Consider the following 23,433-nt stretch of genomic DNA (forward strand, 5'->3'; position numbering starts at 1 on the left):
CACCCCGTTACTACCGTCCATCCTAGCGCTGACGCTGTAAGTAAATCGTTGCCAATGGCGGCACTGTCAGGGAAATCGATTGCGCTTTATTATGCGCAGCAATCGCTTCGCTGTGTAACGCCCCGCCGTTGCCGACATTCGAACCGTGATAGAAATCGGAGTCGGTGTTCAGCACTTCATGATAGACGCCCGCTTGGCTGACGCCGATACGGTAATGTTCACGCGGCACCGGGGTGAAGTTGCTGACCACAATCACTTCATTGCCGTCGCGATCACGCCGGGCAAAGGCGAATACCGAGTTTTGGCAATCATCGACCACCAACCATTCAAAGCCCTGCGGATCGAAATCCAACTGGTGCATTGCCGGGGTTTGTTGATAGAAATGGTTCAGGTCTTTCACCAGTTTTTGTACGCCACTGTGCCAACCGCCGCCGTTTTGGTCATCCAACAAGAACCAATCGAGACTTTCTTGGTAATCCCATTCGCGTCCTTGCGCAAATTCGGAGCCCATAAACAGTAATTTTTTGCCCGGATGTCCCCACATATAGCCGTAATAAGCGCGCAGATTGGCAAATTTCTGCCATGTGTCGCCCGGCATTTTATCTAACAGCGAACCTTTGCCGTGCACCACTTCATCGTGCGACAACGGTAAAATAAAATTTTCGGTGTAGTTGTACAACATACCGAAAGTCAATTGGTTATGGTGGTGCTGACGATAGACCGGATCGAGCTTCATATAGGATAACGTATCGTTCATCCAGCCCATATTCCATTTATAGTGGAAACCTAAACCGCCCATTTCCGGCGGATTGGTAATGCCCGGGAATGCGGTCGATTCTTCCGCGATCGCTATACAGCCGTCAATCTCATTGCCGATCACGTAGTTGGTGTGTTTTAAAAATTCAATCGCTTCCAGATTCTCCCGCCCGCCGTATTGATTCGGAATCCACTCGCCCTCTTTACGGCTGTAATCACGGTAAATCATCGACGCCACCGCATCAACCCGTAATGCGTCGACACCGAAACGTTCCAGCCAATACAGCCCGTTGCCGGAGAGGAAGTTTTTCACTTCATTGCGCCCGTAGTTATAAATCAGCGTGTTCCAATCTTGGTGGTAGCCCTCTTTCGGATCGGCGTGTTCGTAAAGTGCGGTGCCGTCAAAATACGCCAAGCCGTGGGTATCGCTTGGAAAATGCCCCGGCACCCAATCCAGAATCACATTAATGCCCGCATCATGTGCTTTTTGGATAAACGAACGCAACTGCTGCGGATTGCCGAAACGGCTGGTCGGGGAATACAAGCCGAGTGGCTGATAGCCCCACGAACCGTCAAACGGGAATTCGTTAATCGGCATTAATTCAATATGCGTGAAGCCCATTTCTTTCACATACGGGATCAATTGATCGGCGATTTCATCATAATTCAGCCAGAAATTATTTTCCAAATTGCGCCGCCATGAACCGAGATGTACCTCATAAATCGAAATCGGCGCGTCAAAGGCATTGGCTTTTTTGCGTGCCTCGGTCATCGGCACAATATCCGGCAAGGCACTGACTTGTGAAGCGGTGTCCGGGCGCAGTTGGGAGGCGAAAGCGTAAGGATCGGCTTTTAAGCGCAGGGTTTCGTTCGCATCTAACAATTCATATTTATACAGGCTGCCGAGCGCCACTTGCGGGATAAAAATTTCCCACAAGCCGTTTTCAGGGTGGAAACGCATTGGATGACGGCGTCCGTCCCAGAAGTTGAAATCGCCGACTACGGAAACCCGCTTGGCATTCGGCGCCCACAGAATGAAATTCACCCCGGCAACGCCTTCGATTTCGGTGAAATGCGCGCCCAGTTTTTCATACGGACGGTAATGGGTTCCTTCGGCAAGCAACCAATTATCCAAATCGGATAAAATCGGGCGGAAACGGTAAGGATCTTCTAAAATTTGGTTTTCATTGCCCCAGAAGACATTTAATTGATAAGTGAAAAAGTCATGCCGCTTCGGAATCACCGCCGCAAAAAAACCGTCGTCGTGCAAACGCTCCATTTCGACGATCTCTTGCTGACTTTCTTTGTCGATGATCGAAATGCTGGAGGCGTCCGGCATCAATACCCGCACTTCAATCCCGTTATCCGTTTCGTGCATTCCCAATACGGAAAAAGGATCCGCATGTCTGCCGCCCAACAACGCTTCTATAGTCACCGTATCTAGCAAAACACTCATGTCTTATCTCCATTTCGATCATATCAGACATCAAAATCTTTATTTGATGTCGAGAAAAAAACTGCAAATGAACTTAACATTTAAGTAAAAAATATAACGTAATCTTATCTTTTTTATATTTTTAACATGTTAATGTGCTTGGATATTAAGCTTGGCACAAGCGTAAACAAGATACAACCGGAAAAATCAAAAATCAGGGGCTAGATCACATTATTTTATCAAATTAAATAAATGCTCAATATGGAGTGTGATTTCTATCAAAAAAGGAGTGAAAATAGAAAAGCCGAGAACAGGATCTCGGCTTTGAAACAATAAGTGCGGTCGGCTGAATCAGATGTTATCAATTTTGCCTAACAACGAACTGATTCTTTCTTTCCAATTATTTAATTCGTTTTTCAAGTGCTCGTTTTCACCGGCAACCGAATCACGCTCAGCACGCAAATGATTCAATTCATTTTGCGTATTATCCTGCTTGCCTTTCAATTCTTCAATTTCCAATTGTTGTAATTGAATGGTTTCCACAGCTTGTTTAATTTTTTCATCGAGTTGTTCTAGAAGTTCGAAAGACATAGTAAATCCTTAATAAGTAATAATTGCCAAATGAAATTTTAGCTATTCTAGCCTAGTTGGCTACAGATTTCACATAGAAATTGACAAGCAGGGCATTTTTTACGAATTCGCCCAATCAATTCCCGCAAGCCAACGGAATTTATGCTAAAATACCGTTTTGTGTGGATCACCAATCCATCGGCTACATTTCAACTTTCACCCTCAACGAATGAATATAGGTCACACAAAATGAAAAGATCCCTTGCAATCGAATTCTCCCGCGTTACCGAAGCCGCCGCCCTTGCCGGATTTGCTTGGTTAGGGCGCGGCAATAAAGACGCCGCCGACGAAGCCGCGGTAAAAGCCATGCGCATTATGCTCAACCAAATTGATATCAATGGTGAAATTGTGATCGGCGAAGGCGAAATCGACGAAGCCCCGATGTTGTATATCGGTGAAAAAGTCGGTAACGGCAGCGGCGACGCCATTTCGATTGCCGTCGATCCGATCGAGGGCACACGCATGACCGCAATGGGGCAAGCCAATGCGCTGTCCGTGCTTGCCGCCGGCGGCGAAAACACTTTCTTGCAAGCACCTGATATGTATATGGAAAAACTGGTGGTCGGGCCGGAAGTGAAAGGCATGATCGACCTCAATCTGCCGCTGGAGCAAAACCTGCGCCGCGTCGCCTCCAAACTGGGGAAACTGCTGTCACAACTGACCGTGATCACCCTCGACAAACCGCGCCACCGAGAAACCATTGCCAAAATGCAGCAAATGGGCGTGAAAGTGTTGGCGATTCCGGATGGTGATGTCGCCGCGTCGATTTTATGTTGCCTGCCGGATAACAACGTCGATATGCTGTACGCCATCGGCGGGGCGCCGGAAGGGGTGGTTGCCGGTGCGGCAATCCGCGCCTTGGGCGGTGACATGCAAGTGCGGTTGCTGCCGCGCAACCAAGTGAAAGGCGACAGCGAAGAAAACCGTGCGCTTGCCGCACAAGAAATCGCGCGCTGTGAAGCGATGGGCGTGGAAGTGAATAAAGTATTGCAACTGGAAGAGATCGTGCGCGACGACAATCTGATTTTCTCCGCCACCGGTATCACCAACGGCGATTTGTTGAAAGGCATTCACCGCAAAGGCAATATCGCCACCACCGAAACCCTGCTGATCCGCGGACGCTCGCGCACTATCCGCCGTATCCAATCGCTCCACTATTTGGATCGTAAAGATACCGATCTGTATCGTTTGATTGGCAGCTAAATTGCCTCAAAGTGCGGTTTTAGCCATCGCTATCGGCAACAAAACCGATAGCGATTTTCTATGCCAACACCAGCTCGATATTCAAATTCTGAATATTTTTTTGCACGCTTTCGAGTAAAGTGCGGTCAGTGATAATGGTATCGAACACATCTAAACCATAAATCCAAAAGGTCGCCACTTTGCCGTATTTTGAGGCGTCGGTGACCAAAATATTTTTCTTACTCGACTCGACAATCGCCCGTTTCACCGCCAGTTTTTTCTCATCAGGCGTGGTTAAGCCTTTCAAATTCCAAGATGAAGTCGAAATAAACGCCACATCAATCGAAATATTACGCAAAAACTGTGCCGACAGCTCGCCGACGGAAGAATAGTTTTCTTTGCACACATAACCGCCGGTGTGGATCAAATCGCATTTGCCCTCTTTAATCAGAAAGTGGGCGATCACAAAATCATTGGTGATCACCAACAAATCCTCGCGTTGCGCAAGTTGATAGGCAATCTCCAGGGTGGTTGTGCCGGCATCGAGATAGATGGTTTTGCTGCCGCCCAAAAATTGCAGTGCCTGCGTACCGATTGCCTGTTTTTGCGCTTGAAACAAGAGGGATTTATCATCGTGGGTCGGCTCGATAAACAAACGTTGCAACAACTGCACCCCGCCCGACACCGACACCACTTTGCCTTGCTCTTCCAATTTTTGAATATCCCGCCGCACGGTCATATGCGACACCTGCATAATCTCGACCAGTTCGGCAATGCTGATTAAATCGTGTTCAGTCAGCAAGGTCAAAATTCGCTTTTGTCTTTCTGCCGGAATCATGTATGAATCCTTTCAATTTATTGTGAATTTTCGTGAAATAATAACACTTTATAGGTAACAAATCCAAATATTGATTTAAAAAACCCAAATATTCACAATAAATAACATTAATTGTGAATATTTGTGATCCCCATCGCAGTTTTCCTTTCCTAATTCAGGCATTATACGCTAACCAAATGACTATTAACGTTAAATTGAACGGAGATTTTTTATGAGCTATTCAGTTGCAGTCGTCGGTCTCGGCGCAATGGGCATGGGCGCAGCCCTTTCTTGCGTCAAAGCCGGTTTAGATACTTATGGCATTGATTTAAACCCTGTTTTATTGGAAAAACTAAAACAAGCAGGGGCAAAAGAGACGGCGGCTAATGCCGATCAATTTGCTCACAAACTGGACGCAGTATTGCTGCTGGTGGTCAATGCCGCCCAAGTCAAAGCTGTCTTATTCGGCGAAAACGGGCTTGCCGCCAAACTTAAACCCGGTACGGCGGTGATGGTGTCTTCTACCATATCTGCACAAGACGCCAAACAGATCTCACAAAAATTAACAGAATTAAATCTGGTGATGTTGGACGCTCCGGTCTCCGGTGGCGCGGCAAAAGCGGCGCAAGGCGAGATGACCGTGATGGCTTCCGGCTCAGTTGCCGCTTTTGAGAAGTTGCAACCGGTGCTAAGTGCGGTCGCGGGCAAAGTGTATAACATCGGCGAAGAAATCGGCTTGGGTGCGACGGTGAAAATTATTCACCAACTGTTAGCCGGCGTGCATATTGCCGCCGGTGCGGAGGCCATGGCACTGGCGGCTCGCGCCGGCATTCCGTTGGACTTAATGTATGACGTGGTCACCAACGCCGCCGGTAATTCTTGGATGTTCGAAAACCGTATGAAACACGTGGTGGACGGCGATTATAGCCCGCTCTCGATGGTCGATATCTTCGTCAAAGATTTAGGGCTGGTCACCGACACCGCCAAATCGCTGCGCTTCCCGCTGCCGCTTGCCAGCACCGCATTTAATATGTTCACCTCCGCCAGCAACGCCGGTTACGGCAAAGAGGACGACAGCGCCGTGATCAAAATTTTCGACGGTATCACCTTGCCGCAACAAGAGGAGAAATAATGATGTTAGGTGTGATTGCAGATGATTTTACCGGCGCAAGCGATATTGCCAGTTTCTTAGTCGAAAACGGGCTGCGTACGGTGCAAATGAACGGCGTGCCGCAACGAGCATTGCAAAGTGCGGTTGACGCCGTGGTCATTAGCCTCAAATCCCGTTCCAATCCGGCGATCGAGGCGGTACAACAATCGTTACAAGCCCTGAACTGGCTACAAAACAACGGGGCGACCCAGTTCTATTTTAAATATTGCTCCACCTTTGACAGCACCGCCAAAGGCAATATCGGTCCGGTCACCGATGCGCTATTAACCGCACTTGATACCGATTTCACCGTGATCAGCCCGGCGTTGCCGATTAACGACAGAACCATTTTTAACGGCTATCTGTTTGTCGGACAAACCTTGTTAAATGAATCCGGCATGCAAAACCACCCGATCACCCCGATGACCGACGCCAATTTAGTGCGTTTGATGGACGGACAAGCCAGCGGCAAAACTGGCTTGGTCAGCTATGCCGAGGTGATTCAAGGCGCAGAAAAGGTCAGACATTGTTTCGAACAACTCAAACAGCAAGGCTGCCGCTACGCCGTGGTCGATGCAACTGACAATTCGCAGCTGGCGGTGTTGGCGGAGGCGGTTGACGATTTCAAACTGGTGACCGGCGGATCGGGCTTGGCGGCATATATGGCGGCGCATAAAAGCAAAACAAAGGCGACACAAGCGGCAAAAACCGCACTTTTGCCAAGCAAAGCCAAAAGTGTGATTCTGTCCGGCTCTTGCTCCGTCATGACCAATAAACAGGTTGCCGCTTACCAATCACAGGCCGCCCACCGTTTGCTTGAGGTGGAACAGAGTTTGAATAATCCGAACTATGCCGAGGAATTATGCCAATGGGTGCTTGCGCATTTGGACGACGCCCATGCACCGATGGTGTATGCGACTGTGCCGCCGCAAGAATTAAAAGCGATTCAGCAACAATTCGGCGCAGACAACGCCAGCCATGCGATTGAGCAAACTTTCGCCCAGTTGGCTCGCAAATTAAAACAACACGGGGTTAAAAACTTCATTACCGCCGGCGGTGAAACCTCGAGCATTGTGGTGCAACAACTCGGCTTTGACGGTTTCCATATCGGCAAACAAATCGCGCCGGGCGTGCCTTGGCTCAAAGCGCTGGATGAAGAGATTTTCCTGGCGCTGAAATCCGGCAACTTCGGCAGTGAAAACTTTTTTGCCTATGCGCAGGAGATGTTTGTATGACCGCACTTTCATCTGAACAACAGCTAAAACAGGAGTTGGTGCAACTGGCTCGTTCATTATATGAACGCGGTTATAGCGTCGGCGGTGCCGGCAATATTTCCGTGCGCCTGAGTGGTAACCGTTTTTTAGTGACCCCGACCGGCTCGTCGTTAGGGCGTTTAAAGGCGGAAGATTTATCCGTGCTGGATAGCGACGGCAACTTACTGGAAGGCAAAAAACCCTCGAAAGAATCGGTGTTTCACTTGGCGATGTACCAACGCAACCCCGAATGCAACGCCATTGTCCATCTGCATTCCACTTACCTGACCGCACTTTCCTGCTTGGACGGTTTAGACAGCGACAACGCCATCAAAGCCTTCACCCCCTACTATGTAATGCGGGTCGGCAAACTGGCGGTGATTCCTTACTACCGCCCCGGCTCGCCGGAAATCGCACGCGAATTAAGCGCAAGAGCGCTGGACGGCAAAGCGTTCCTGCTTGCCAACCACGGTGTGGTGGTCTGTGGTGAAGATTTATTCGACGCAGTGGATAACAGCGAAGAATTGGAAGAAACCGCCAAACTGCTGTTCCTGTTAAAAGGGCAAAACGTCCGTTATCTGACGGATGACGAAGTTAATGATTTGAAAAACAGAGGAAAATAAGATGCCTAAGTTTGCTGCAAATTTATCCATGATGTTTACCGAACTGCCGTTTCTTGATCGTTTCGAGGCGGCGGCACAAGCCGGTTTCAAGTATGTCGAATACCTGTTTCCCTATGAATATCCGAAAGAAACGTTAAAAGCCAAACTGCAACAAAACGGCTTGCAACAAGTGCTGTTCAATACTGCCGCCGGTGATGTGCAAGCCGGCGAGTGGGGCGTTTCCGCCATTCCGGGACGCGAAGCCGACAGCCGGCGCGATATTGATCTGGCATTGGAGTATGCGTTGGCACTCGACTGCCCGAATGTGCATATTATGTCCGGCGTCGTCCCGCCGGGCGAAAATTATGCCAAATACAAACAAACCTTTATCGACAACGTACGCTATGCCGCCGATAAATTCAAACCGCACGGCATCAAAATTTTATTGGAAGCCCTCAGCCCGCAAGTCAAACCGAACTATCTGACCGCCAGTCAATTCCAGACGTTGGAGCTGGTCGAGCTGATTGATCGCGACAACGTGTTCGTGCAGTTGGATTACTTCCACGCACAAAATGTGGACGGCAACCTGACCCGTTTAACCGAGCGCTTAAACGGCAAATTCGCCCACGTGCAAATTGCCTCCGTGCCGGATCGCCACGAACCTGACGAAGGCGAAATCAACTACCGACACCTCTTCGCCAAACTGGACGAAATCGGTTACGACGGTTGGGTCGGTTGTGAATATAACCCGCGTGGCGTGACCACCGAGGGTTTGTCTTGGTTCGAACAGTATAAATAATGGGGGTTCAAAAATGAAAATTGTAATTACCGGCGGTCAGGGCTTTTTAGGGCAACGGCTTGCCAACATGTTGTTGCAACAACATTCGATTCAAATTCAAGAACTGATTTTAGTTGATGTGAACGAACCGGTTATTCCGAATAATGACAGCCGCGTTCGCAGCATTAAAATGGACTTGCGCCATCCTGACGGTTTAAATGAAATCATTACCCAAGACACAAGTGCGGTATTCCACTTGGCGGCGATTGTCAGCAGCCACGCCGAAGAAGATCCGGATTTAGGCTATGAAATCAATTTCCTCGCCACTAAAAATCTGTTGGAAGCCTGCCGCAGGGTTAATTCGAAAATCCGTTTTATATTCTCCAGCTCTTTAGCGGTTTACGGCGGTGATTTGCCTGACGTGATCAGCAACAGCACCGCCGTCACGCCACAATCCACTTACGGCACACAGAAATCGATGTGTGAACTGTTAATCAATGATTACAGCCGTAAGGGGTTTGTCGATGGCATTGCGGTACGTTTGCCGACAATCTGTATTCGTCCGGGCAAGCCAAATAAAGCCGCTTCGTCATTTGTCAGTGGCATTATCCGCGAACCACTGAACGGAGAACATTCCGTTTGTCCGGTGGCAAAAGAATTACTGCTGTGGATCTCAAGCCCGAATACCGTGATCCGCAATTTTATCCATGCCCTGACGTTACCGCCATTGACCTCACGAGACTGGCATGTCATCAATCTACCGGGCTTTACCGTCAGCGTTGAGTCCATGTTACGCGATCTTGCCGCGATTAAAGGAGAAGCCGTTTTAGAAAAAATCGAATTCCAATTTGATAAAAAAATTAATGATATTGTCGCCAGTTGGCCGGCGCGCATTGATTGCAGCCAAGCGGCGAAATTAGGCTTTTATGTCGATAACAACTTTAGCGATGTTATCCATCAATTTATTCAGCATGACTTATAGGAGATAACCCTATGTTTGGATTACCGATTCCCATTATTGGTCTTATTGTTGCCGTTGCCGTACTGGTTTATTTAGTCTTAAGAACCCGCGTCCATGCCTTTATCGCGATGCTGATTGCCTCCGCAATTGCCGGGATCGTCGGCGGGTTGAATGCCACCGAAACGTTGGGGGTGATTTCCAAAGGTTTTGGGGGCACGCTCGGCAGTATCGGGATCGTAATTGGTCTCGGCGTGATGATGGGCAGTATTTTAGAAGTATCCGGCGCCGCCGAAAAAATGGCATACAGCTTTATTAAATTCTTAGGCAAGAAAAAAGAAGAGTGGGCATTAGCCATCACTGGTTATGTGGTCAGCATTCCGATTTTCGTTGATTCCGCTTTCGTCATTTTATACCCGGTCGCCAAAGCGTTGGCAAAAAATGGTAAACGTTCGCTCTTGACCTTAGGGGTCGCCTTGGCTGGAGGTCTAGTGGTCACCCACCATACCGTGCCGCCAACCCCCGGTCCGTTAGGTGTCGCCGGACTATTCGGTGTCGATATCGGCGCAATGCTGTTAATCGGCATGGTATTCGCTATTCCGGCTGTTATCGGTATCGTCCTGTATGCCAAATGGTTGGATAAAAAATATCCGGACTTTAACCAACAAGCTTTCACCGATGAAGAATTAAAAGAAAAATACGACAGCTATATCGAAAGCAGAGAGAAGAAAAACCTACCGGGCTTAGGCATTTCCATGCTACCGATCGTGTTACCTATCGTCTTGATCTTTATTAAAGCGATTGTCGATTTAATGGCAAAACAAGCGCAATTTGCTTGGATTTTAGATTCAACCCTTTATCAAGTGATCGCCTTTGTCGGCAGCCCGATCATCGCCTTAGCCCTGAGTGTTTTGGTCTCAATCTATGCATTATTGCCAAATGCCGACAAAAATACCACCGCACTTCACTTAGAAGAAGGGGTGAAAACCGCAGGGATTATTTTACTGGTGACCGGTGCCGGCGGTGCATTGGGTGCGGTATTACGCGACAGCGGTGCGGGTCAACAATTAGCGGAACAAGTGGCTAATTTGCCGATCTCGCCAATTTTAATTCCGTTTATCGTTTCGACTTTAGTCCGCTTTATCCAAGGTTCGGGTACGGTTGCGATGATCACCGCCGCTTCGATTTCCGCTCCGATCTTAATGGAAATTCCAGGTGTCAATATGTTGCTTGCCGCTCAAGCCGCCACCATGGGCTCGCTGTTCTTCGGTTATTTCAATGACAGTCTGTTCTGGGTAGTAAACCGGATGATGGGTATCAACGATGTGAAAAAACAAATGATTGTCTGGTCTATCCCGACCACTATCGCTTGGGCAATTGGCGGAACAGCCGTGATTTTATCCAACTTGGTTTGGGGACAAGACGGTTCAATCTTCGACTTAGTCTTCCCGCTGGGTGTACTAGCGCTGATTCTCGTTTACGTCCAAACACAAAACAGGAAACTTTAAGCCACACTTTAAACGGGTAATCATTTGATTACCCGTTTGCGTTTTTAATCTCTCTTATCAGGATGGTTGCCATGTTTAAATCTCTTTTTATTGCTTTATTCTCTCTCATCGTTTCACCCTATGTCAGCGCAGATACAACGCCGGATCAACCGCAACAAACCAAATCCGTTCAGGCGACCTTAATCACCGAAGTCAGCGCCAAAGGACAAAAAATCAGCGCAATTAGCTTGGAGTATGAGGATAACTTGCTGAGTGGCGATGAGTTACAAGATCTTTATCAAGTCGAAGTGCGGTTGGATAATCAAACTCAAGGGACTCGGCAAATCCTCCGAGCTTATAGTAACGATAGACCGGAACCCGCACTTAGACCCAATGCCGGAAAATATCTGATTCTTGAACTCAATAAATGGGATAAAAATGCCGATTTATATTCGCTAAAAACCGAAAATAGCGAACCGATGTCATTCCGTGCCAAAAATGAACAGCAAGAAATTACGCAGCGTGAAATCGTACAAAGCAACCGCATACCGCAATTTTATCAAGAGCGGTTGGAATATGTGATTCAGCGGCAAGGTTTGCTCAAATTAACCAATGGCAAAACCCTTGCGCCTGAAACGGTCAAGGTAACGGCCGCACCACAAAACGTTAAAAATCTGCTTATCGATCAATTCGCCGCCAATCAAGTCTATTTAAACGACCCTAAAAATAATCTGCATTATCGACTGTATTCTCCCCAACCAATATCCGATCAGAAAAAATATCCTTTGACGATTTTTCTACATGGCTCCGGGCAACTAGGAACGGATAATACGGCACAGCTCCTCTCCAGCGCAGGCGCGATTTCAACCTTAAACTATGAAGACGGCTTTGTCCTTGCGCCGCAATATGCCGGCGTTTTCGACCCCTTTGATGACGTACAAAAAGGACAACGCGGCGGCGTACATTGGCAGACGGAAAATCGTCGTGCATTACTGTTGGCGATGATCGATAAAACACTCCAAGAGAATCCGCAGATCAATCCTGCGCGGATTTATTTGGTCGGCTTATCACGCGGTGCCGAGGGCGCACTCTACCTACTGCTTGATAGACCGCACTTTTTTGCCGCCGCATTACTGATGAGCGGACGCGAAGCTTATTCCGTCGAATGGATCGACGGCAACGCAACCGTAGAAAATCTAGCCTCACTCGCCAACACCCCGATTTGGTTTTTTCACAGCAAAGAAGATAAAGTTTCCCCGGTTGCCGGTTCTCGGATTAACTATCAAATTCTTCACCAACAACTTAAAAACCCACACGTCCGTTATACCGAATTCAGTTTTAATAAGGCCTACGATAACGGCATTTTGAATAATAATCCCCACAACACATGGGACGCGGTATTTAATAGCCCGGAAGCGAACCTTTGGCTTTTACGGCAAAAAATGCCGAACTAAATTAAAGGAGTGATTTATGCCATATCAATTATTATCTCACCCACTCGATATCCATGATCCGGGATTTCCCGGAGAACCGACGATGACGCTTGAAACCTGCACGAATATCAATAACGGTGATGTTTACAACAGTTCCAAAATTCATTTATTTAACCATTTTGGTACACATTTTGATGCACCCAATCATTTTAATCCAAATGGAAAAACTATCTCTGAATTACCATTGGAGCAATTTATTTATGAGAAACCACTGTTAATCGATCTGCCTAAAAAAGAAGCCGATTTAATTGAGCCAGAAGATCTCACACCTTATTTAACTCAAATTCAGCAAGCGGATTGTTTAATTATTCGCACCGGATTAGAAAAAATCCGCGCTTCTTCACCACAAATTTATGCGGCTAGAGGCTGTGCCGTGAGTATTAATTGCGCGCAATATTTAATTGACTATGCGCCGAATTTAAAAGCTATCGGTTTTGATTTTATTTCCCTTGCTTCGCCATCAAATCCTGAGCATGGAGTAAAAGCCCATCAAATTATGCTCGGCATGTTCAGTTCGCATTTTATTTGTATTATCGAAGATATGAAATTAGCTGCACTTAACCCCCAAAATCTACGGCGGATTTTTGCCTTGCCACTGCTGGTAAAAGGCATTGACAGCGCGCAAGTGACTATTCTTGCCGAAATTGGAGGCGATGATGAAAACTAAAAACCTTTATTTTGCGCTCTTATTCGCATTACTGTCTTTTGGCAGTGCCTATTTTGCGTCATTGATCGAAAAGGATTTCGGACGTATTGACGTGCAGACATTCAGCATTATGACGGAAGAAATGCAACCGATGGCGGTAAAATTATACCGTCCGATCACCGCCACCGCAGAAACCCCTGCGCCCGGATTGCTCGCCCTGCATGGTTATCAAAGCGATAAAGAGGCGACCAGTACATTTGGCGCATTGGAATTAGCCAAACGCGGATTTGTTATCTTGGCAATCGATCAGTTCGGACACGGTTTCTCAACCACTTTACCGGCAAGTAACAAAACAATGAGTGGTTCGAATAATGGCTATCAATATCTAAAATCACTGCCATTTGTGGATCAAAATGCACTGGGTATTTTTGGACACTCCACTGGCGCGCTGAATGCTATCCGCGTGGCAAAACTGAATCCCGATCATAAAGCAGTCAATGGCTTAAGTAGCAACGGCGGTGATCCAACCATTAATAATTACCTTTTAACACAAGGGCTTTATGAAGAAATCGGCGGCTATCGCGAAAGAGAGTTTCCTGTCAGCGAGCTGATTAATAATAAAAATCGGCAAACGGTATTTTCACAGCCGGAAGGCGTACCGTTAAAATGGGCGCATACTTACGGCAATTTTCAAGATGGCAGTGCCAGAAGAGTGGATTTAGTCAAGGGAACGCATCTTGGCGTGATGATTGCCGAAGAGAGTAATCGCAAGGCAATCGAATGGTTTAATGCTACATTACAAAATGGCGATAAAACCCATTGGCTTGACAGTGAAAAACAAACCTATTGGTATAAAGAGTTTGCCGGTTTAACCGCACTTTTTTCCGCGCTGATTTCCGCTTTATTTCTTGCCAGCGGATTATTAAAAACAACCTATTTTTCTCATATAACACAAGCCGTCAGCGACAAAACAGCGGTTAATCCTAAAACATGGCGGCTATTTGCAGCCTTGAATATCCTCTTAACCATTATTCTTTATCCCTTATTAACACAGTGGGGCGGAGCAAACGAACCATTGGCTGCAATATTACCGTTCATGCCGCTAGAAATGGGCAATGGCATTATTACTTGGCTTACGCTAAGTGCGGTATTAAATATCGCGTTTTTCCTGCTTTGGCGAAAATCCAACCCGCACTTTTCTACCGCACTTCAAGCCGAATTCGGCATTTTTAGCCGTCAGCGCGGTATTCCGACCAAAACTATTATCACACGCTTTTTTACACTGAGTATCATCTTAATCGGTTGGTTATATCTGTTGGCTTCTTTTGTTTATTGGTATTGGGGCGTGGAATTACGCTTTTTATGGCCGTTTTTAAAACCACTCACACCGGAACGGTTTAATTTATTTTTAATTTATTGGCTGCCAATTCTATTATTTTTCTATGTATATAACGGACTGATATTAAACGTTCAAATGAAATCAAAAACGTATAATAGCTTTACTTCAACGTTATTAATATGGACATTAAAATCCATATTTATCGCAGTTAGTGGATTAATCATGCTTTGGTTATTCCATTTCATTCCTAATTTTATGCAAATAGGACCGGGATTCGATTTAATCGGACTACCACAATTCGGCGGACGTTGGATGATGATGTTAGCCGTGATTATTCCGCAATTTATCGTCTTATTATTGATTAATAACTGGTGCTATTTAAAAACCGGATATATTTATCTCGGCGCATTTTTCTGCTCATTATTAATGACATGGATTTTAGTCGGCGGACAAGTGATAGGACGTTTTTTAGCCTAACCAACTTGATCTAAATGCCGAATCACACTCGGCATTTTTCCCCATGTTTTCACTACAACAACGGCTTCAACGCCCTTTCGCAGCGCGCCACCACGTCCTCAAACGAGCCGTCGATGTCGATAGGGATGACATCGGGTTCGTCTTGTTGCGGCACTTCCAAGGTGTCGAACTGGCTTTTCAGCATCTCGGTTTTCATGTAATGCCCTTTGCGTTGTTGCATGCGTTGCAGCACTAAATCGAAATTCCCTTGCAGAAACAGGAATTTGACATGTTCGTTACCGTCACGGATTAAATCACGATACTGTTTTTTCAGTGCCGAGCAGACGATAATCCCGATTTCGCTTTTTTGCTCCAAACTGAACGCCGCATCGCGAATCCGTTCCAACCACGGCGCGCGATCATCGTCGTTAAGCGGCTGCCCTGCCCCCATTTTAAGAATGTTGGCACGCGGGTGCAGATCATCACCGTCAATCAATTTAATCCCCAAGCGTTGCGCCAGTGCCGTGCCGATTGAGGTTTTGCCGGTGCTGGACACCCCCATCAAGATAAAACTTTTGCCCTGTTTTTGCTCTGTCAATGCCATAAGTGGACTCCTTCAATCGTTTTTATTTTTTAACATACCTTAAATTGCATAAAATAGTTACCTGTAACAATCAATATAGTGATCTAAATCACGTTTTATCTCCTCTCTTCAGAAAAGAAAACCTATTTCAAGGCTAGATTTTTGAAGTAGATCGCAAATTTTCACTTTTCTACTAAATATCCCTTTACCGCACTTGGGTTAAAATATATGTTATCGGTAACTTTTAGTGATAACGTTCATAGAAAGTGGCTTGTCCTCGTAATTAACCGTTTAAAAGGATATGACTATGCTGATTTTTACCATGCTTGCGGCAATTTTGTTATTGCTGATCCTGATTATTAAATTCAAAGTTCATGCGTTTGTTGCGCTGATTATCGTCAGCTTGCTGACCGCGCTTGCCACCGGCATTCCGGTGGATAAAATTCTGCCGACGATGTTGGGCGGCTTCGGCGGCACATTAGCCTCGGTGGCGCTGTTGGTGGGCTTGGGTGCGATGATCGGTCGCCTGTTGGAGATCACCGGCGGTGCAAAAGTGTTAGCCGATACGTTGATTAATAAATTCGGTGAAAAAAATGCGCCGATGGCGTTGGGTGTCGCCTCATTGCTATTCGGTTTTCCAATCTTTTTCGATGCCGGTTTGGTGGTGATGTTGCCGATTATTTTCAGCGTGGCGAAACAATTCGGCGGCTCGCTGTTCCGTTATGCGTTTCCGGCTGCCGGTGCGTTTGCCGTTATGCACGCCTTTCTGCCGCCGCACCCGGGGCCGGTCGCGTCCGGGGATTTGCTGGGTGCCAATATGGGCTTATTGGTGCTGGTCGGCTTGGTGTGTGCGATTCCGACTTGGTATATCGCCGCCTATTTATACGGTACGTTTTTAGGCAAAAAAATGCATTTGGATCTGCCAAAAGCCTTTTTAAATGCCAATGCGATTAATGAAACCGCCCCTCTCAATCCGCCGAGCTTCAAAAAGGTGTTGCTGATTTTATTGCTGCCGCTGTTTTTGATTATGCTGGATACCGTACTAAACACCCTCACTGTCACCAAAGTGGTGGACGGTGCGGAATTGTGGGTGCAAACCTTACGCTTCTTGGGTAAAACCCCGATTGCACTGTTGATCACCTTAATCGTGTCGATTTTGTTACTCAAAGGACAACGCAGCTACGAGCAAATCGAGAAAATCTGTGATAATGCGCTTGGTCCGATTTGTGCCATCGTGTTGGTCACCGGCGCCGGCGGTATGTTCGGCGGCGTGTTGCGTGCCAGCGGTATCGGTGATGTTTTGGCGGAAATGTTGTCCGATACCGGCATGCCGGTGATTGTCGCCGCCTTTATCATTGCCTTGGCATTGCGCGTGGCGCAAGGCTCGGCAACCGTTGCGCTAACCACCGCCTCCGCCTTGATTGCCCCGACCGTTGCCGCGACCACCGGCTTAAGCGCGTTCGATTTATGTTTTATCGTAATCGCCATTGCCTCCGGCGCGACCGCGTTCTCCCATGTGAATGACTCCGGTTTCTGGTTGGTCAGCCGCTTCTTGGAAATGGACACCAAAACCACCTTGAAAACCTGGACCGTGATGGAAACCCTCATCGGCTTTGTCGGCTTCGGCATTGCGGTTATCGGCAGCATTTTACTTTAACCCCTCCGCTCTCAACCGCACTTTGGTTTATAAAGTGCGGTTTAGTATCGCTGACAAAGACTAAATAATTTGATTTTTATGATAAAAGCAGGGGCGGATTATATATCCGCCCCAAGCTGATGACAAAGTCTCTTTCTCTAATAATTTCCCTCCCTCCGTATACGAAGAGAGATGTCCGAAGGACGGAGGGAGGCATAAATCATTTTAAAAATAAATATGTTGCATTTTCATATTACACCTCCCTCCCCATTTTTCTTACGAAAAACGGTGCTCCCTCCGCCCGCGGAGGGAGAGAAGTCAGTTTGTCAACAATCTCGGGCGGATATATAATCTGCCCCTACACTGCCTTATCAGCGACCTTTGTCAATCATCTCAACCGCACTTTGGCTCATAAAGTGCGGTTTTGTCTTTAATAGCTCATGGCAATTTCTGCATTTAGCTGATTTAATTCCGTGTGAAAGTGCGGTATGAATGGTACAATTTGCGCTTAATTTTCGTGAATAATCACAAACCCCAAGAATAGAGTAAGAGAACGACATGGCTCGCCAGAAGAAAACCCGTAAAATCAGCGACGTAATGCCGGTGCGCAAAACCGACGCCAAACCCGTCGCGGCACAAGTGAAAGCCAAAAAGGGACGCAAACCGACTCGTTATGAGCTGGACGTGTTGGCGCGTGAAGAAAAACGCAAGAAAAAACGCAAAGGCTTGAGTGCCGGCTCGCGCCACAGTGCGGCGGAAAGCAATAATCACAAGCAAAGTGCGGTCAAAGGCGATCCGCGCGTCGGCAGCCGTAAAAAAATTCCGTTGATCATCGAAATGGTGAATAAGCCGGAAAAAGGCAAAGTGATTACGCCGATCAAACCTGAACCGACTGAAGTCAAGAAAATCGATCCGATGTTGGAGTTGGAGCAGCTGGAAAACAACGAATGCTTGAACGAGTTGCTGGATCAACTCGATGCAGGCAAAATCCTTTCCGTTAAAGATCAACAATTTGTTGATGAGTGTTTAAGCCGCATTGCGCAGCTAATGCAAGAATTGGGCTTGAGCGAGGAAGAAGACGAGGACAGCGATGACGCGCTGTACCGCACTTTCAACACTATTGATATTAATAAATTCCGCTAATGAACTGGTCATTGATTTTATTGCTGATCGCCATTGCCATCATTGTCGGCTTGGCAAGTTATGCCGCTTGGCTGCTGTTGGCATTACGCAAGCAGAAACAAAAAATTGCCGCCGCACGGCAAAAACGCAAAGATTTCACCTTTGACAGCGTGCAAATTATCGCCAAGGCGATGTTGAATGACGACTGTAATTTATCCGAAGGTGTCATCCGCTTAAACGCGCTGCTGCCGGGACTAATGCCAAATGCGCTCGAAAAATACCACGCCATGCAGCAGCTGTATCAAGTGGTGATGGATATGCCGACCCACGAAGCCCGCCGAGCCTTGCCGAAAAACCAGCGTATGCGCTTGGATTTAACCCGTGAAAGCAGCGAAGTCGAATTAGAAAGCAAAATAAAATTAGAACTGCGCCAATTGTTGAGTGATCTGGAAATACAAAAATAGGAAACCGAATGTCTGAAATCGAGTGGGATCTCAATCTGATTCAAAAATATAACCAGTCCGGTCCGCGTTATACGTCGTATCCGACCGCACTTGAGTTTAACGATGGCTATAGCGAACAGGATTTTTTACAGGCGGCGAGCCGTTACCCTGAGCGCCCTTTGTCGCTGTATGTGCATATTCCGTTTTGTCACAAACTTTGCTATTTCTGCGCCTGTAACAAGGTCATCACCCGTCATCAGCATAAAGCGGATATTTATCTGGATTATTTGGAAAAAGAAGTCAAAGCGCGCGCCGCATTATTTACGGCGCGCACCGTGACCCAAATTCACTGGGGCGGCGGCACCCCGACCTATTTAAGCGAAGCCCAATCTTCCCGTTTAATGCAGATGTTGCGCGATCATTTCCGCATTTCGCCGGAAGCGGAAATCAGCATTGAAATGGATCCGCGTGAAATCGAGCTGTCGATGCTGGATCACCTGCGCCAAATCGGTTTTAACCGTATCAGCATGGGTATTCAGGATTTTAACAAAGACGTGCAAGCGGCAATCAACCGTATTCAAGACGAAGAGTTTATTTTCTCACTAATGAAAAAAGCGCGCGAGTTGGGCTTCACCTCGACCAATATCGACTTGATTTACGGCTTGCCGTTCCAAACGGTCGAGAGTTTTATGGCGACGCTAAAACGGGTTAGCGAACTGAATCCGGATCGCATGAGCGTGTTTAACTACGCCCATTTGCCGTCGCGTTTTGCCGGACAGCATAAAATCAAAGACGACACCCTGCCGCCGCCGAACAGCAAATTAACCATTTTGCAAAAAACCATTGAAACCCTGACCGGCGCAGGCTACCGCTTTATCGGCATGGATCACTTCGCCAAACCGGACGACGAATTGGCAATCGCGCAACAAAACGGCGTGCTGCACCGCAATTTCCAAGGCTACACCACGCAGGAAGAAGCGGACTTGCTCGGCTTGGGCGTGTCGGCAATCAGCTTAATGGGCGATCATTATGCGCAAAACCAAAAAGAGCTGAAACAGTATTACGCCGACGTGGAAGATCACCAAAACGCGCTGCACAAAGGTTTCGCCATGAGCCGAGAAGACTGCCTGCGCCGCGATGTGATTAAAGCCTTGATCTGCAACTTCCGTTTGGATTACGCGCCACTGGAACAGCAGTACGGTATTGATTTCAAACGCCATTTTTCCGAAGATTTGGCATTGTTAAAACCGTTGGCGGAAGACGGTTTGCTGATCCTTGGCGACAGCGCACTTGTCGTTTCCGCCAAAGGACGCTTACTGATTCGCAACATCTGCCTCTGCTTCGACACCTACTCACGCCAATTGGCGAAACGGCAACAGTTTTCAAGGATTATTTAGTTTTATCTCGACATCAAGTGCGGTTCAGACCGCACTTTCACTTTCTTATTGCGTATTAATTCATCTCCTGCAAACGATAAACTTCGGTATCGTTCAGACTTTTCAGCCCTTGGCTGATCGCTTCCGCGCCGGCGATGGTGGTGTACACCGGAATGCGTTGTTGCAGTGAGTTGCTACGGATGGAATGGCTGTCGGCAACCGATTCCGGCATACTGCCGACGGTGTTGATCACCATCGCGATTTCACCGTTTTTGATTGCGTCGACAATGTGCGGGCGGCCTTCGCGCACTTTGTTGACGATCTGCACGCCGATACCGTGTTCGCGTAGGAATTTTGCCGTGCCTAAGGTCGAACATAAGCCGTAGCCCAGGTCCTGCAGGCGTTTGGCGATGTTGACCAATTTCGGTTTATCGGCATTTTCCACCGATAAGAAGATTTTACCCAGTTTCGGCAAGCGTTCGCCGGCACCGATTTGCGCTTTCAAGAATGCTTCGGAGAAAGTTTTGCCCACGCCCATCACTTCGCCGGTCGAGCGCATTTCCGGTCCTAAAATGGTATCCACGCCCGGGAATTTAATGAACGGGAACACCGCTTCTTTGACCGAATACAAATTCGGGATCACTTCTTTGCTCACGAACTGCTGTTTCAAGCTGATACCTGCCATCACCCGTGCGGCGATTTTCGCCAAAGGTACGCCGGTGGCTTTGCTCACGAACGGCACGGTGCGCGAGGCACGCGGATTGACTTCCAACACATAAATGGTGTCTTTTTGTACCGCAAACTGCACGTTCATCAAGCCGACCACTTGCAGCTCAAACGCCATTGCCGCCGTTTGACGACGGATTTCATCTTGGATTTCCGCACTCAGCGAATACGGCGGCAGGGAACACGCCGAGTCGCCGCTGTGGATACCGGCTTGTTCGATATGCTGCATAATGCCGCCGATCACCACCTCTTCGCCGTCGCAGATACAATCCACATCGACTTCAATCGCGTCATTCAAGAAGTGATCGAGCAGAATCGGGCTATCATCGGACACACGCACCGCTTCGCGCATATAGGTTTGCAACTCTTCATCGTTATACACGATTTGCATTGCACGTCCGCCCAAGACATACGACGGGCGCACCACCAGCGGATAACCGACTTCGTTTGCCAGTTTCAGCGCTTCTTCGCTGTTACGCGCGGTGCGATTCGGCGGCTGTTTCAGGTTCAGGCTATTCAGCACCTGTTGGAAACGCTCACGGTCTTCCGCGGCGTCAATGCTATCAGCCGATGTACCGATGATATGCACGCCGTTTTCGTGTAACGCATTCGCCAATTTCAGCGGAGTTTGCCCGCCGTAATGCACGATCACGCCATGCGGTTTTTCAATGTGGATAATTTCCAGCACTTCTTCCAAGGTCAACGGCTCGAAATAGAGGCGGTCAGAGGTGTCGAAATCGGTCGAAACCGTTTCCGGGTTACAGTTCACCATAATGGTTTCGAAGCCGGATTCACGCAGCGCAAGGGCGGCGTGTACGCAGCAGTAATCAAACTCAATCCCTTGTCCGATTCGGTTCGGACCGCCGCCTAGAATCATAATTTTCTTGCGGTCGCTCGGATTGGCTTCGCACTCTTCTTCATAGCAAGAATAGAGATAGGCGGTATCGGAAGCGAACTCGGCGGCACAGGTATCAACCCGTTTATACACCGGGTGGAGATTAAGCTGATGGCGTAAATCGCGTACCGCTTTCTCACTGCATTGCACTAACTGCGCGATACGCTTATCGGCAAAACCTTTGCGTTTCAAACGGCGCAGCTCGGCGTAATCCAGATCCGCCAGCGTTTTTTTCTCCAGTGCCAGTTCTTCCTGCACCAAATCACGAATTTGCACCAAGAACCACGGATCGATTTTGGAATAGTGATACACATCTGCCAAATCCCAACCGATACCGAACGCATCGGCAACGTACAGAATCCGTTCAGGGCCCGGATTGGATAATTCGGTCCGCAATTTTTCCATATCTTCGGTTTTCAGATTGAAACCGCAAATACCGGTCTCCAAACCGCGCAGGGCTTTTTGCAACGACTCTTGGAAGGTGCGCCCCATCGCCATCACTTCGCCCACCGATTTCATCTGAGTGGTGAGGCGATTATCCGCTTTGGGGAATTTTTCAAAGGCAAAACGGGGAACTTTGGTCACCACATAGTCAATCGACGGCTCAAACGAAGCCGGAATTAAACCGCCGGTGATATCGTTGCGCAGTTCATTTAAGGTGTAACCAACCGCCAGTTTCGCCGCCACTTTAGCAATCGGGAAACCGGTCGCTTTCGAGGCAAGGGCGGAAGAACGGCTGACGCGCGGATTCATTTCAATCACGATCATTTCGCCGTTTTCAGGGTTGATCGCAAATTGCACGTTCGAACCGCCGGTATCCACGCCGATTTCACGCAACACCGCCAACGAAGCGTTACGCATAATTTGATACTCTTTGTCGGTCAAGGTTTGCGCCGGGGCAACGGTGATGGAGTCGCCGGTATGCACGCCCATCGGGTCGAAGTTTTCAATCGAGCAGATGATAATGCAGTTGTCCGCTTGGTCTCGCACCACTTCCATTTCATACTCTTTCCAGCCCAACACCGATTGTTCGATCAGCAGTTCGTGAGTCGGCGAGGCATCAAAACCGCGTTCGCAAATCGCGTTGAATTCGTCTTTGTTATAGGCAATCCCGCCGCCTGAACCGCCCATGGTAAACGACGGACGAATCAGAGTCGGGAAGCCGACTTCCGCCTGCGCTTTCCACGCCTCTTCAACGCTGTGGCAAACAAAGGATTTCGGCGTATTCAAACCGATTTTGGTCATCGCCTCTTTAAAGCGACCGCGATCTTCCGCTTTATCAATCGCATCTTCTTTCGCGCCGATCAGCTCGACATTATATTTTGCCAACACGCCGTGTTTCGACAAATCCAACGCACAGTTAAGTGCGGTCTGCCCGCCCATGGTCGGCAGAATCGCGTCCGGGCGCTCTTTGGCAATAATTTTTTCCACCGTTTGCCAGGTGATCGGCTCGATATAGGTCACGTCCGCCATATTCGGATCGGTCATAATGGTCGCCGGATTGGAGTTCACCAACACCACTTTATAACCTTCTTCACGCAACGCCTTACACGCCTGCGCCCCTGAATAGTCAAACTCACACGCCTGCCCGATCACAATCGGACCCGCGCCAATAATCAAAATTGTGTTTATGTCCGTACGTTTTGGCATAGTTTTTTCTCTTGCTAATA

General features: G+C 47.9%; 19 protein-coding genes. 14 read left to right on the forward strand and 5 right to left on the reverse strand.

Annotated elements, in window-relative coordinates:
* Positions 1-22 precede the first annotated feature (22 nt).
* Positions 23-2,212, reverse strand: a complete 2,190-nt coding sequence (gene glgB, locus ACWA50_RS02585) for a 1,4-alpha-glucan branching protein GlgB (RefSeq protein WP_431053769.1) — start codon at positions 2,210-2,212, stop codon at positions 23-25.
* 330 nt (positions 2,213-2,542) lie between these two features.
* On the reverse strand, positions 2,543-2,782 hold the full coding sequence (zapB, locus tag ACWA50_RS02590; RefSeq protein WP_431053770.1) for a cell division protein ZapB: 240 nt from the start codon (positions 2,780-2,782) through the stop codon (positions 2,543-2,545).
* A 228-nt stretch (positions 2,783-3,010) separates the two neighbouring features.
* Here zapB and glpX point away from each other — a divergent pair, with 228 nt between their 5' ends.
* Positions 3,011-4,024 (forward strand): class II fructose-bisphosphatase, encoded by a 1,014-nt coding sequence (glpX, locus tag ACWA50_RS02595; protein WP_431053771.1) that lies wholly within the window; start codon positions 3,011-3,013, stop codon positions 4,022-4,024.
* A 58-nt stretch (positions 4,025-4,082) separates the two neighbouring features.
* Here the strand turns inward: glpX and ACWA50_RS02600 are convergent, their stop codons facing one another.
* A complete protein-coding gene (locus tag ACWA50_RS02600) occupies positions 4,083-4,841 on the reverse strand; it encodes a DeoR family transcriptional regulator (protein ID WP_431053772.1) in 759 nt (252 codons plus the stop codon).
* Positions 4,842-5,052: 211 nt separating this feature from the next.
* On the opposite strand from ACWA50_RS02600, the gene ltnD reads away from it, so the two are divergent.
* The 9 genes from ltnD to ACWA50_RS02645 all read left to right on the forward strand — a co-directional run bounded on the left by ltnD (position 5,053) and on the right by ACWA50_RS02645 (position 15,003).
* Positions 5,053-5,952 carry an L-threonate dehydrogenase gene (gene ltnD / locus ACWA50_RS02605; RefSeq protein ID WP_431053773.1) on the forward strand — a complete coding sequence of 300 codons (900 nt, stop codon included), beginning with the start codon at positions 5,053-5,055 and terminating at the stop codon, positions 5,950-5,952.
* Positions 5,953-5,954: 2 nt separating this feature from the next.
* Entirely contained in the window at positions 5,955-7,205 is a 1,251-nt protein-coding gene (gene otnK, locus ACWA50_RS02610; protein WP_431054275.1) for a 3-oxo-tetronate kinase, read from the forward strand.
* A complete protein-coding gene (gene otnC / locus ACWA50_RS02615; RefSeq protein WP_431053774.1) occupies positions 7,202-7,846 on the forward strand; it encodes a 3-oxo-tetronate 4-phosphate decarboxylase in 645 nt (214 codons plus the stop codon). The genes otnK and otnC overlap by 4 nt, the downstream gene beginning before the upstream one ends.
* A 1-nt stretch (position 7,847) precedes the next feature.
* Positions 7,848-8,624, forward strand: coding sequence for an HPr family phosphocarrier protein (locus ACWA50_RS02620; RefSeq protein WP_431053775.1), 777 nt, complete (start codon positions 7,848-7,850; stop codon positions 8,622-8,624).
* A gap of 13 nt (positions 8,625-8,637) precedes the next feature.
* Positions 8,638-9,585 (forward strand): D-erythronate dehydrogenase, encoded by a 948-nt coding sequence (denD, locus tag ACWA50_RS02625; RefSeq protein ID WP_431053776.1) that lies wholly within the window; start codon positions 8,638-8,640, stop codon positions 9,583-9,585.
* Positions 9,586-9,596: 11 nt separating this feature from the next.
* A complete protein-coding gene (locus ACWA50_RS02630; protein ID WP_431053777.1) occupies positions 9,597-11,069 on the forward strand; it encodes a GntT/GntP/DsdX family permease in 1,473 nt (490 codons plus the stop codon).
* 71 nt (positions 11,070-11,140) lie between these two features.
* On the forward strand, positions 11,141-12,502 hold the full coding sequence (locus ACWA50_RS02635) for an alpha/beta hydrolase-fold protein (protein WP_431053778.1): 1,362 nt from the start codon (positions 11,141-11,143) through the stop codon (positions 12,500-12,502).
* Positions 12,503-12,518: 16 nt separating this feature from the next.
* Positions 12,519-13,208 (forward strand): cyclase family protein, encoded by a 690-nt coding sequence (locus tag ACWA50_RS02640; RefSeq protein WP_431053779.1) that lies wholly within the window; start codon positions 12,519-12,521, stop codon positions 13,206-13,208.
* Entirely contained in the window at positions 13,195-15,003 is a 1,809-nt protein-coding gene (locus ACWA50_RS02645) for an alpha/beta hydrolase (RefSeq protein WP_431053780.1), read from the forward strand. The genes ACWA50_RS02640 and ACWA50_RS02645 overlap by 14 nt, the downstream gene beginning before the upstream one ends.
* Positions 15,004-15,055: 52 nt before the next feature.
* Here ACWA50_RS02645 and ACWA50_RS02650 read toward each other — a convergent pair whose 3' ends face one another.
* A complete protein-coding gene (locus ACWA50_RS02650; protein WP_431053781.1) occupies positions 15,056-15,586 on the reverse strand; it encodes a gluconokinase in 531 nt (176 codons plus the stop codon).
* Between the two features lie 286 nt (positions 15,587-15,872).
* Between ACWA50_RS02650 and ACWA50_RS02655 the strand changes: the two genes are divergently transcribed.
* From ACWA50_RS02655 to hemN, 4 genes are all read left to right on the forward strand, one after another.
* On the forward strand, positions 15,873-17,222 hold the full coding sequence (locus ACWA50_RS02655) for a GntP family permease (RefSeq protein WP_431053782.1): 1,350 nt from the start codon (positions 15,873-15,875) through the stop codon (positions 17,220-17,222).
* A 537-nt stretch (positions 17,223-17,759) separates the two neighbouring features.
* Complete coding sequence (yihI, locus tag ACWA50_RS02660; protein WP_431053783.1) at positions 17,760-18,344, forward strand: Der GTPase-activating protein YihI; 585 nt, start codon at positions 17,760-17,762, stop codon at positions 18,342-18,344.
* Positions 18,344-18,787 carry a DUF2489 domain-containing protein gene (locus ACWA50_RS02665; protein ID WP_431053784.1) on the forward strand — a complete coding sequence of 148 codons (444 nt, stop codon included), beginning with the start codon at positions 18,344-18,346 and terminating at the stop codon, positions 18,785-18,787. The genes yihI and ACWA50_RS02665 overlap by 1 nt, the downstream gene beginning before the upstream one ends.
* An 8-nt stretch (positions 18,788-18,795) precedes the next feature.
* Entirely contained in the window at positions 18,796-20,163 is a 1,368-nt protein-coding gene (gene hemN / locus ACWA50_RS02670) for an oxygen-independent coproporphyrinogen III oxidase (protein ID WP_431053785.1), read from the forward strand.
* 55 nt (positions 20,164-20,218) lie between these two features.
* Here the strand turns inward: hemN and carB are convergent, their stop codons facing one another.
* The gene (carB, locus tag ACWA50_RS02675) at positions 20,219-23,413 is read right to left on the reverse strand and encodes a carbamoyl-phosphate synthase large subunit (protein WP_431053786.1); all 3,195 of its coding nucleotides are present in this window, start codon (positions 23,411-23,413) and stop codon (positions 20,219-20,221) included.
* Positions 23,414-23,433 lie beyond the last annotated feature (20 nt).

The sequence above is a fragment of the Testudinibacter sp. P17/SS/0325 genome, from assembly GCF_053570765.1.

Coding starts and splice junctions, on each gene's coding strand:
- ACWA50_RS02640 (WP_431053779.1), top strand. CDS start 12,519: ATGCCATATCAATTATTATCTCACCCACTCGATATCCATGATCCGGGA.
- zapB (WP_431053770.1), bottom strand. CDS start 2,782: ATGTCTTTCGAACTTCTAGAACAACTCGATGAAAAAATTAAACAAGCT.
- carB (WP_431053786.1), bottom strand. CDS start 23,413: ATGCCAAAACGTACGGACATAAACACAATTTTGATTATTGGCGCGGGT.
- otnK (WP_431054275.1), top strand. CDS start 5,955: ATGTTAGGTGTGATTGCAGATGATTTTACCGGCGCAAGCGATATTGCC.
- yihI (WP_431053783.1), top strand. CDS start 17,760: ATGGCTCGCCAGAAGAAAACCCGTAAAATCAGCGACGTAATGCCGGTG.
- denD (WP_431053776.1), top strand. CDS start 8,638: ATGAAAATTGTAATTACCGGCGGTCAGGGCTTTTTAGGGCAACGGCTT.
- ACWA50_RS02650 (WP_431053781.1), bottom strand. CDS start 15,586: ATGGCATTGACAGAGCAAAAACAGGGCAAAAGTTTTATCTTGATGGGG.
- otnC (WP_431053774.1), top strand. CDS start 7,202: ATGACCGCACTTTCATCTGAACAACAGCTAAAACAGGAGTTGGTGCAA.
- ACWA50_RS02620 (WP_431053775.1), top strand. CDS start 7,848: ATGCCTAAGTTTGCTGCAAATTTATCCATGATGTTTACCGAACTGCCG.
- ACWA50_RS02630 (WP_431053777.1), top strand. CDS start 9,597: ATGTTTGGATTACCGATTCCCATTATTGGTCTTATTGTTGCCGTTGCC.
- ACWA50_RS02665 (WP_431053784.1), top strand. CDS start 18,344: ATGAACTGGTCATTGATTTTATTGCTGATCGCCATTGCCATCATTGTC.
- ACWA50_RS02600 (WP_431053772.1), bottom strand. CDS start 4,841: ATGATTCCGGCAGAAAGACAAAAGCGAATTTTGACCTTGCTGACTGAA.
- ACWA50_RS02645 (WP_431053780.1), top strand. CDS start 13,195: ATGATGAAAACTAAAAACCTTTATTTTGCGCTCTTATTCGCATTACTG.
- glgB (WP_431053769.1), bottom strand. CDS start 2,212: ATGAGTGTTTTGCTAGATACGGTGACTATAGAAGCGTTGTTGGGCGGC.
- hemN (WP_431053785.1), top strand. CDS start 18,796: ATGTCTGAAATCGAGTGGGATCTCAATCTGATTCAAAAATATAACCAG.
- ACWA50_RS02655 (WP_431053782.1), top strand. CDS start 15,873: ATGCTGATTTTTACCATGCTTGCGGCAATTTTGTTATTGCTGATCCTG.
- glpX (WP_431053771.1), top strand. CDS start 3,011: ATGAAAAGATCCCTTGCAATCGAATTCTCCCGCGTTACCGAAGCCGCC.
- ACWA50_RS02635 (WP_431053778.1), top strand. CDS start 11,141: ATGTTTAAATCTCTTTTTATTGCTTTATTCTCTCTCATCGTTTCACCC.
- ltnD (WP_431053773.1), top strand. CDS start 5,053: ATGAGCTATTCAGTTGCAGTCGTCGGTCTCGGCGCAATGGGCATGGGC.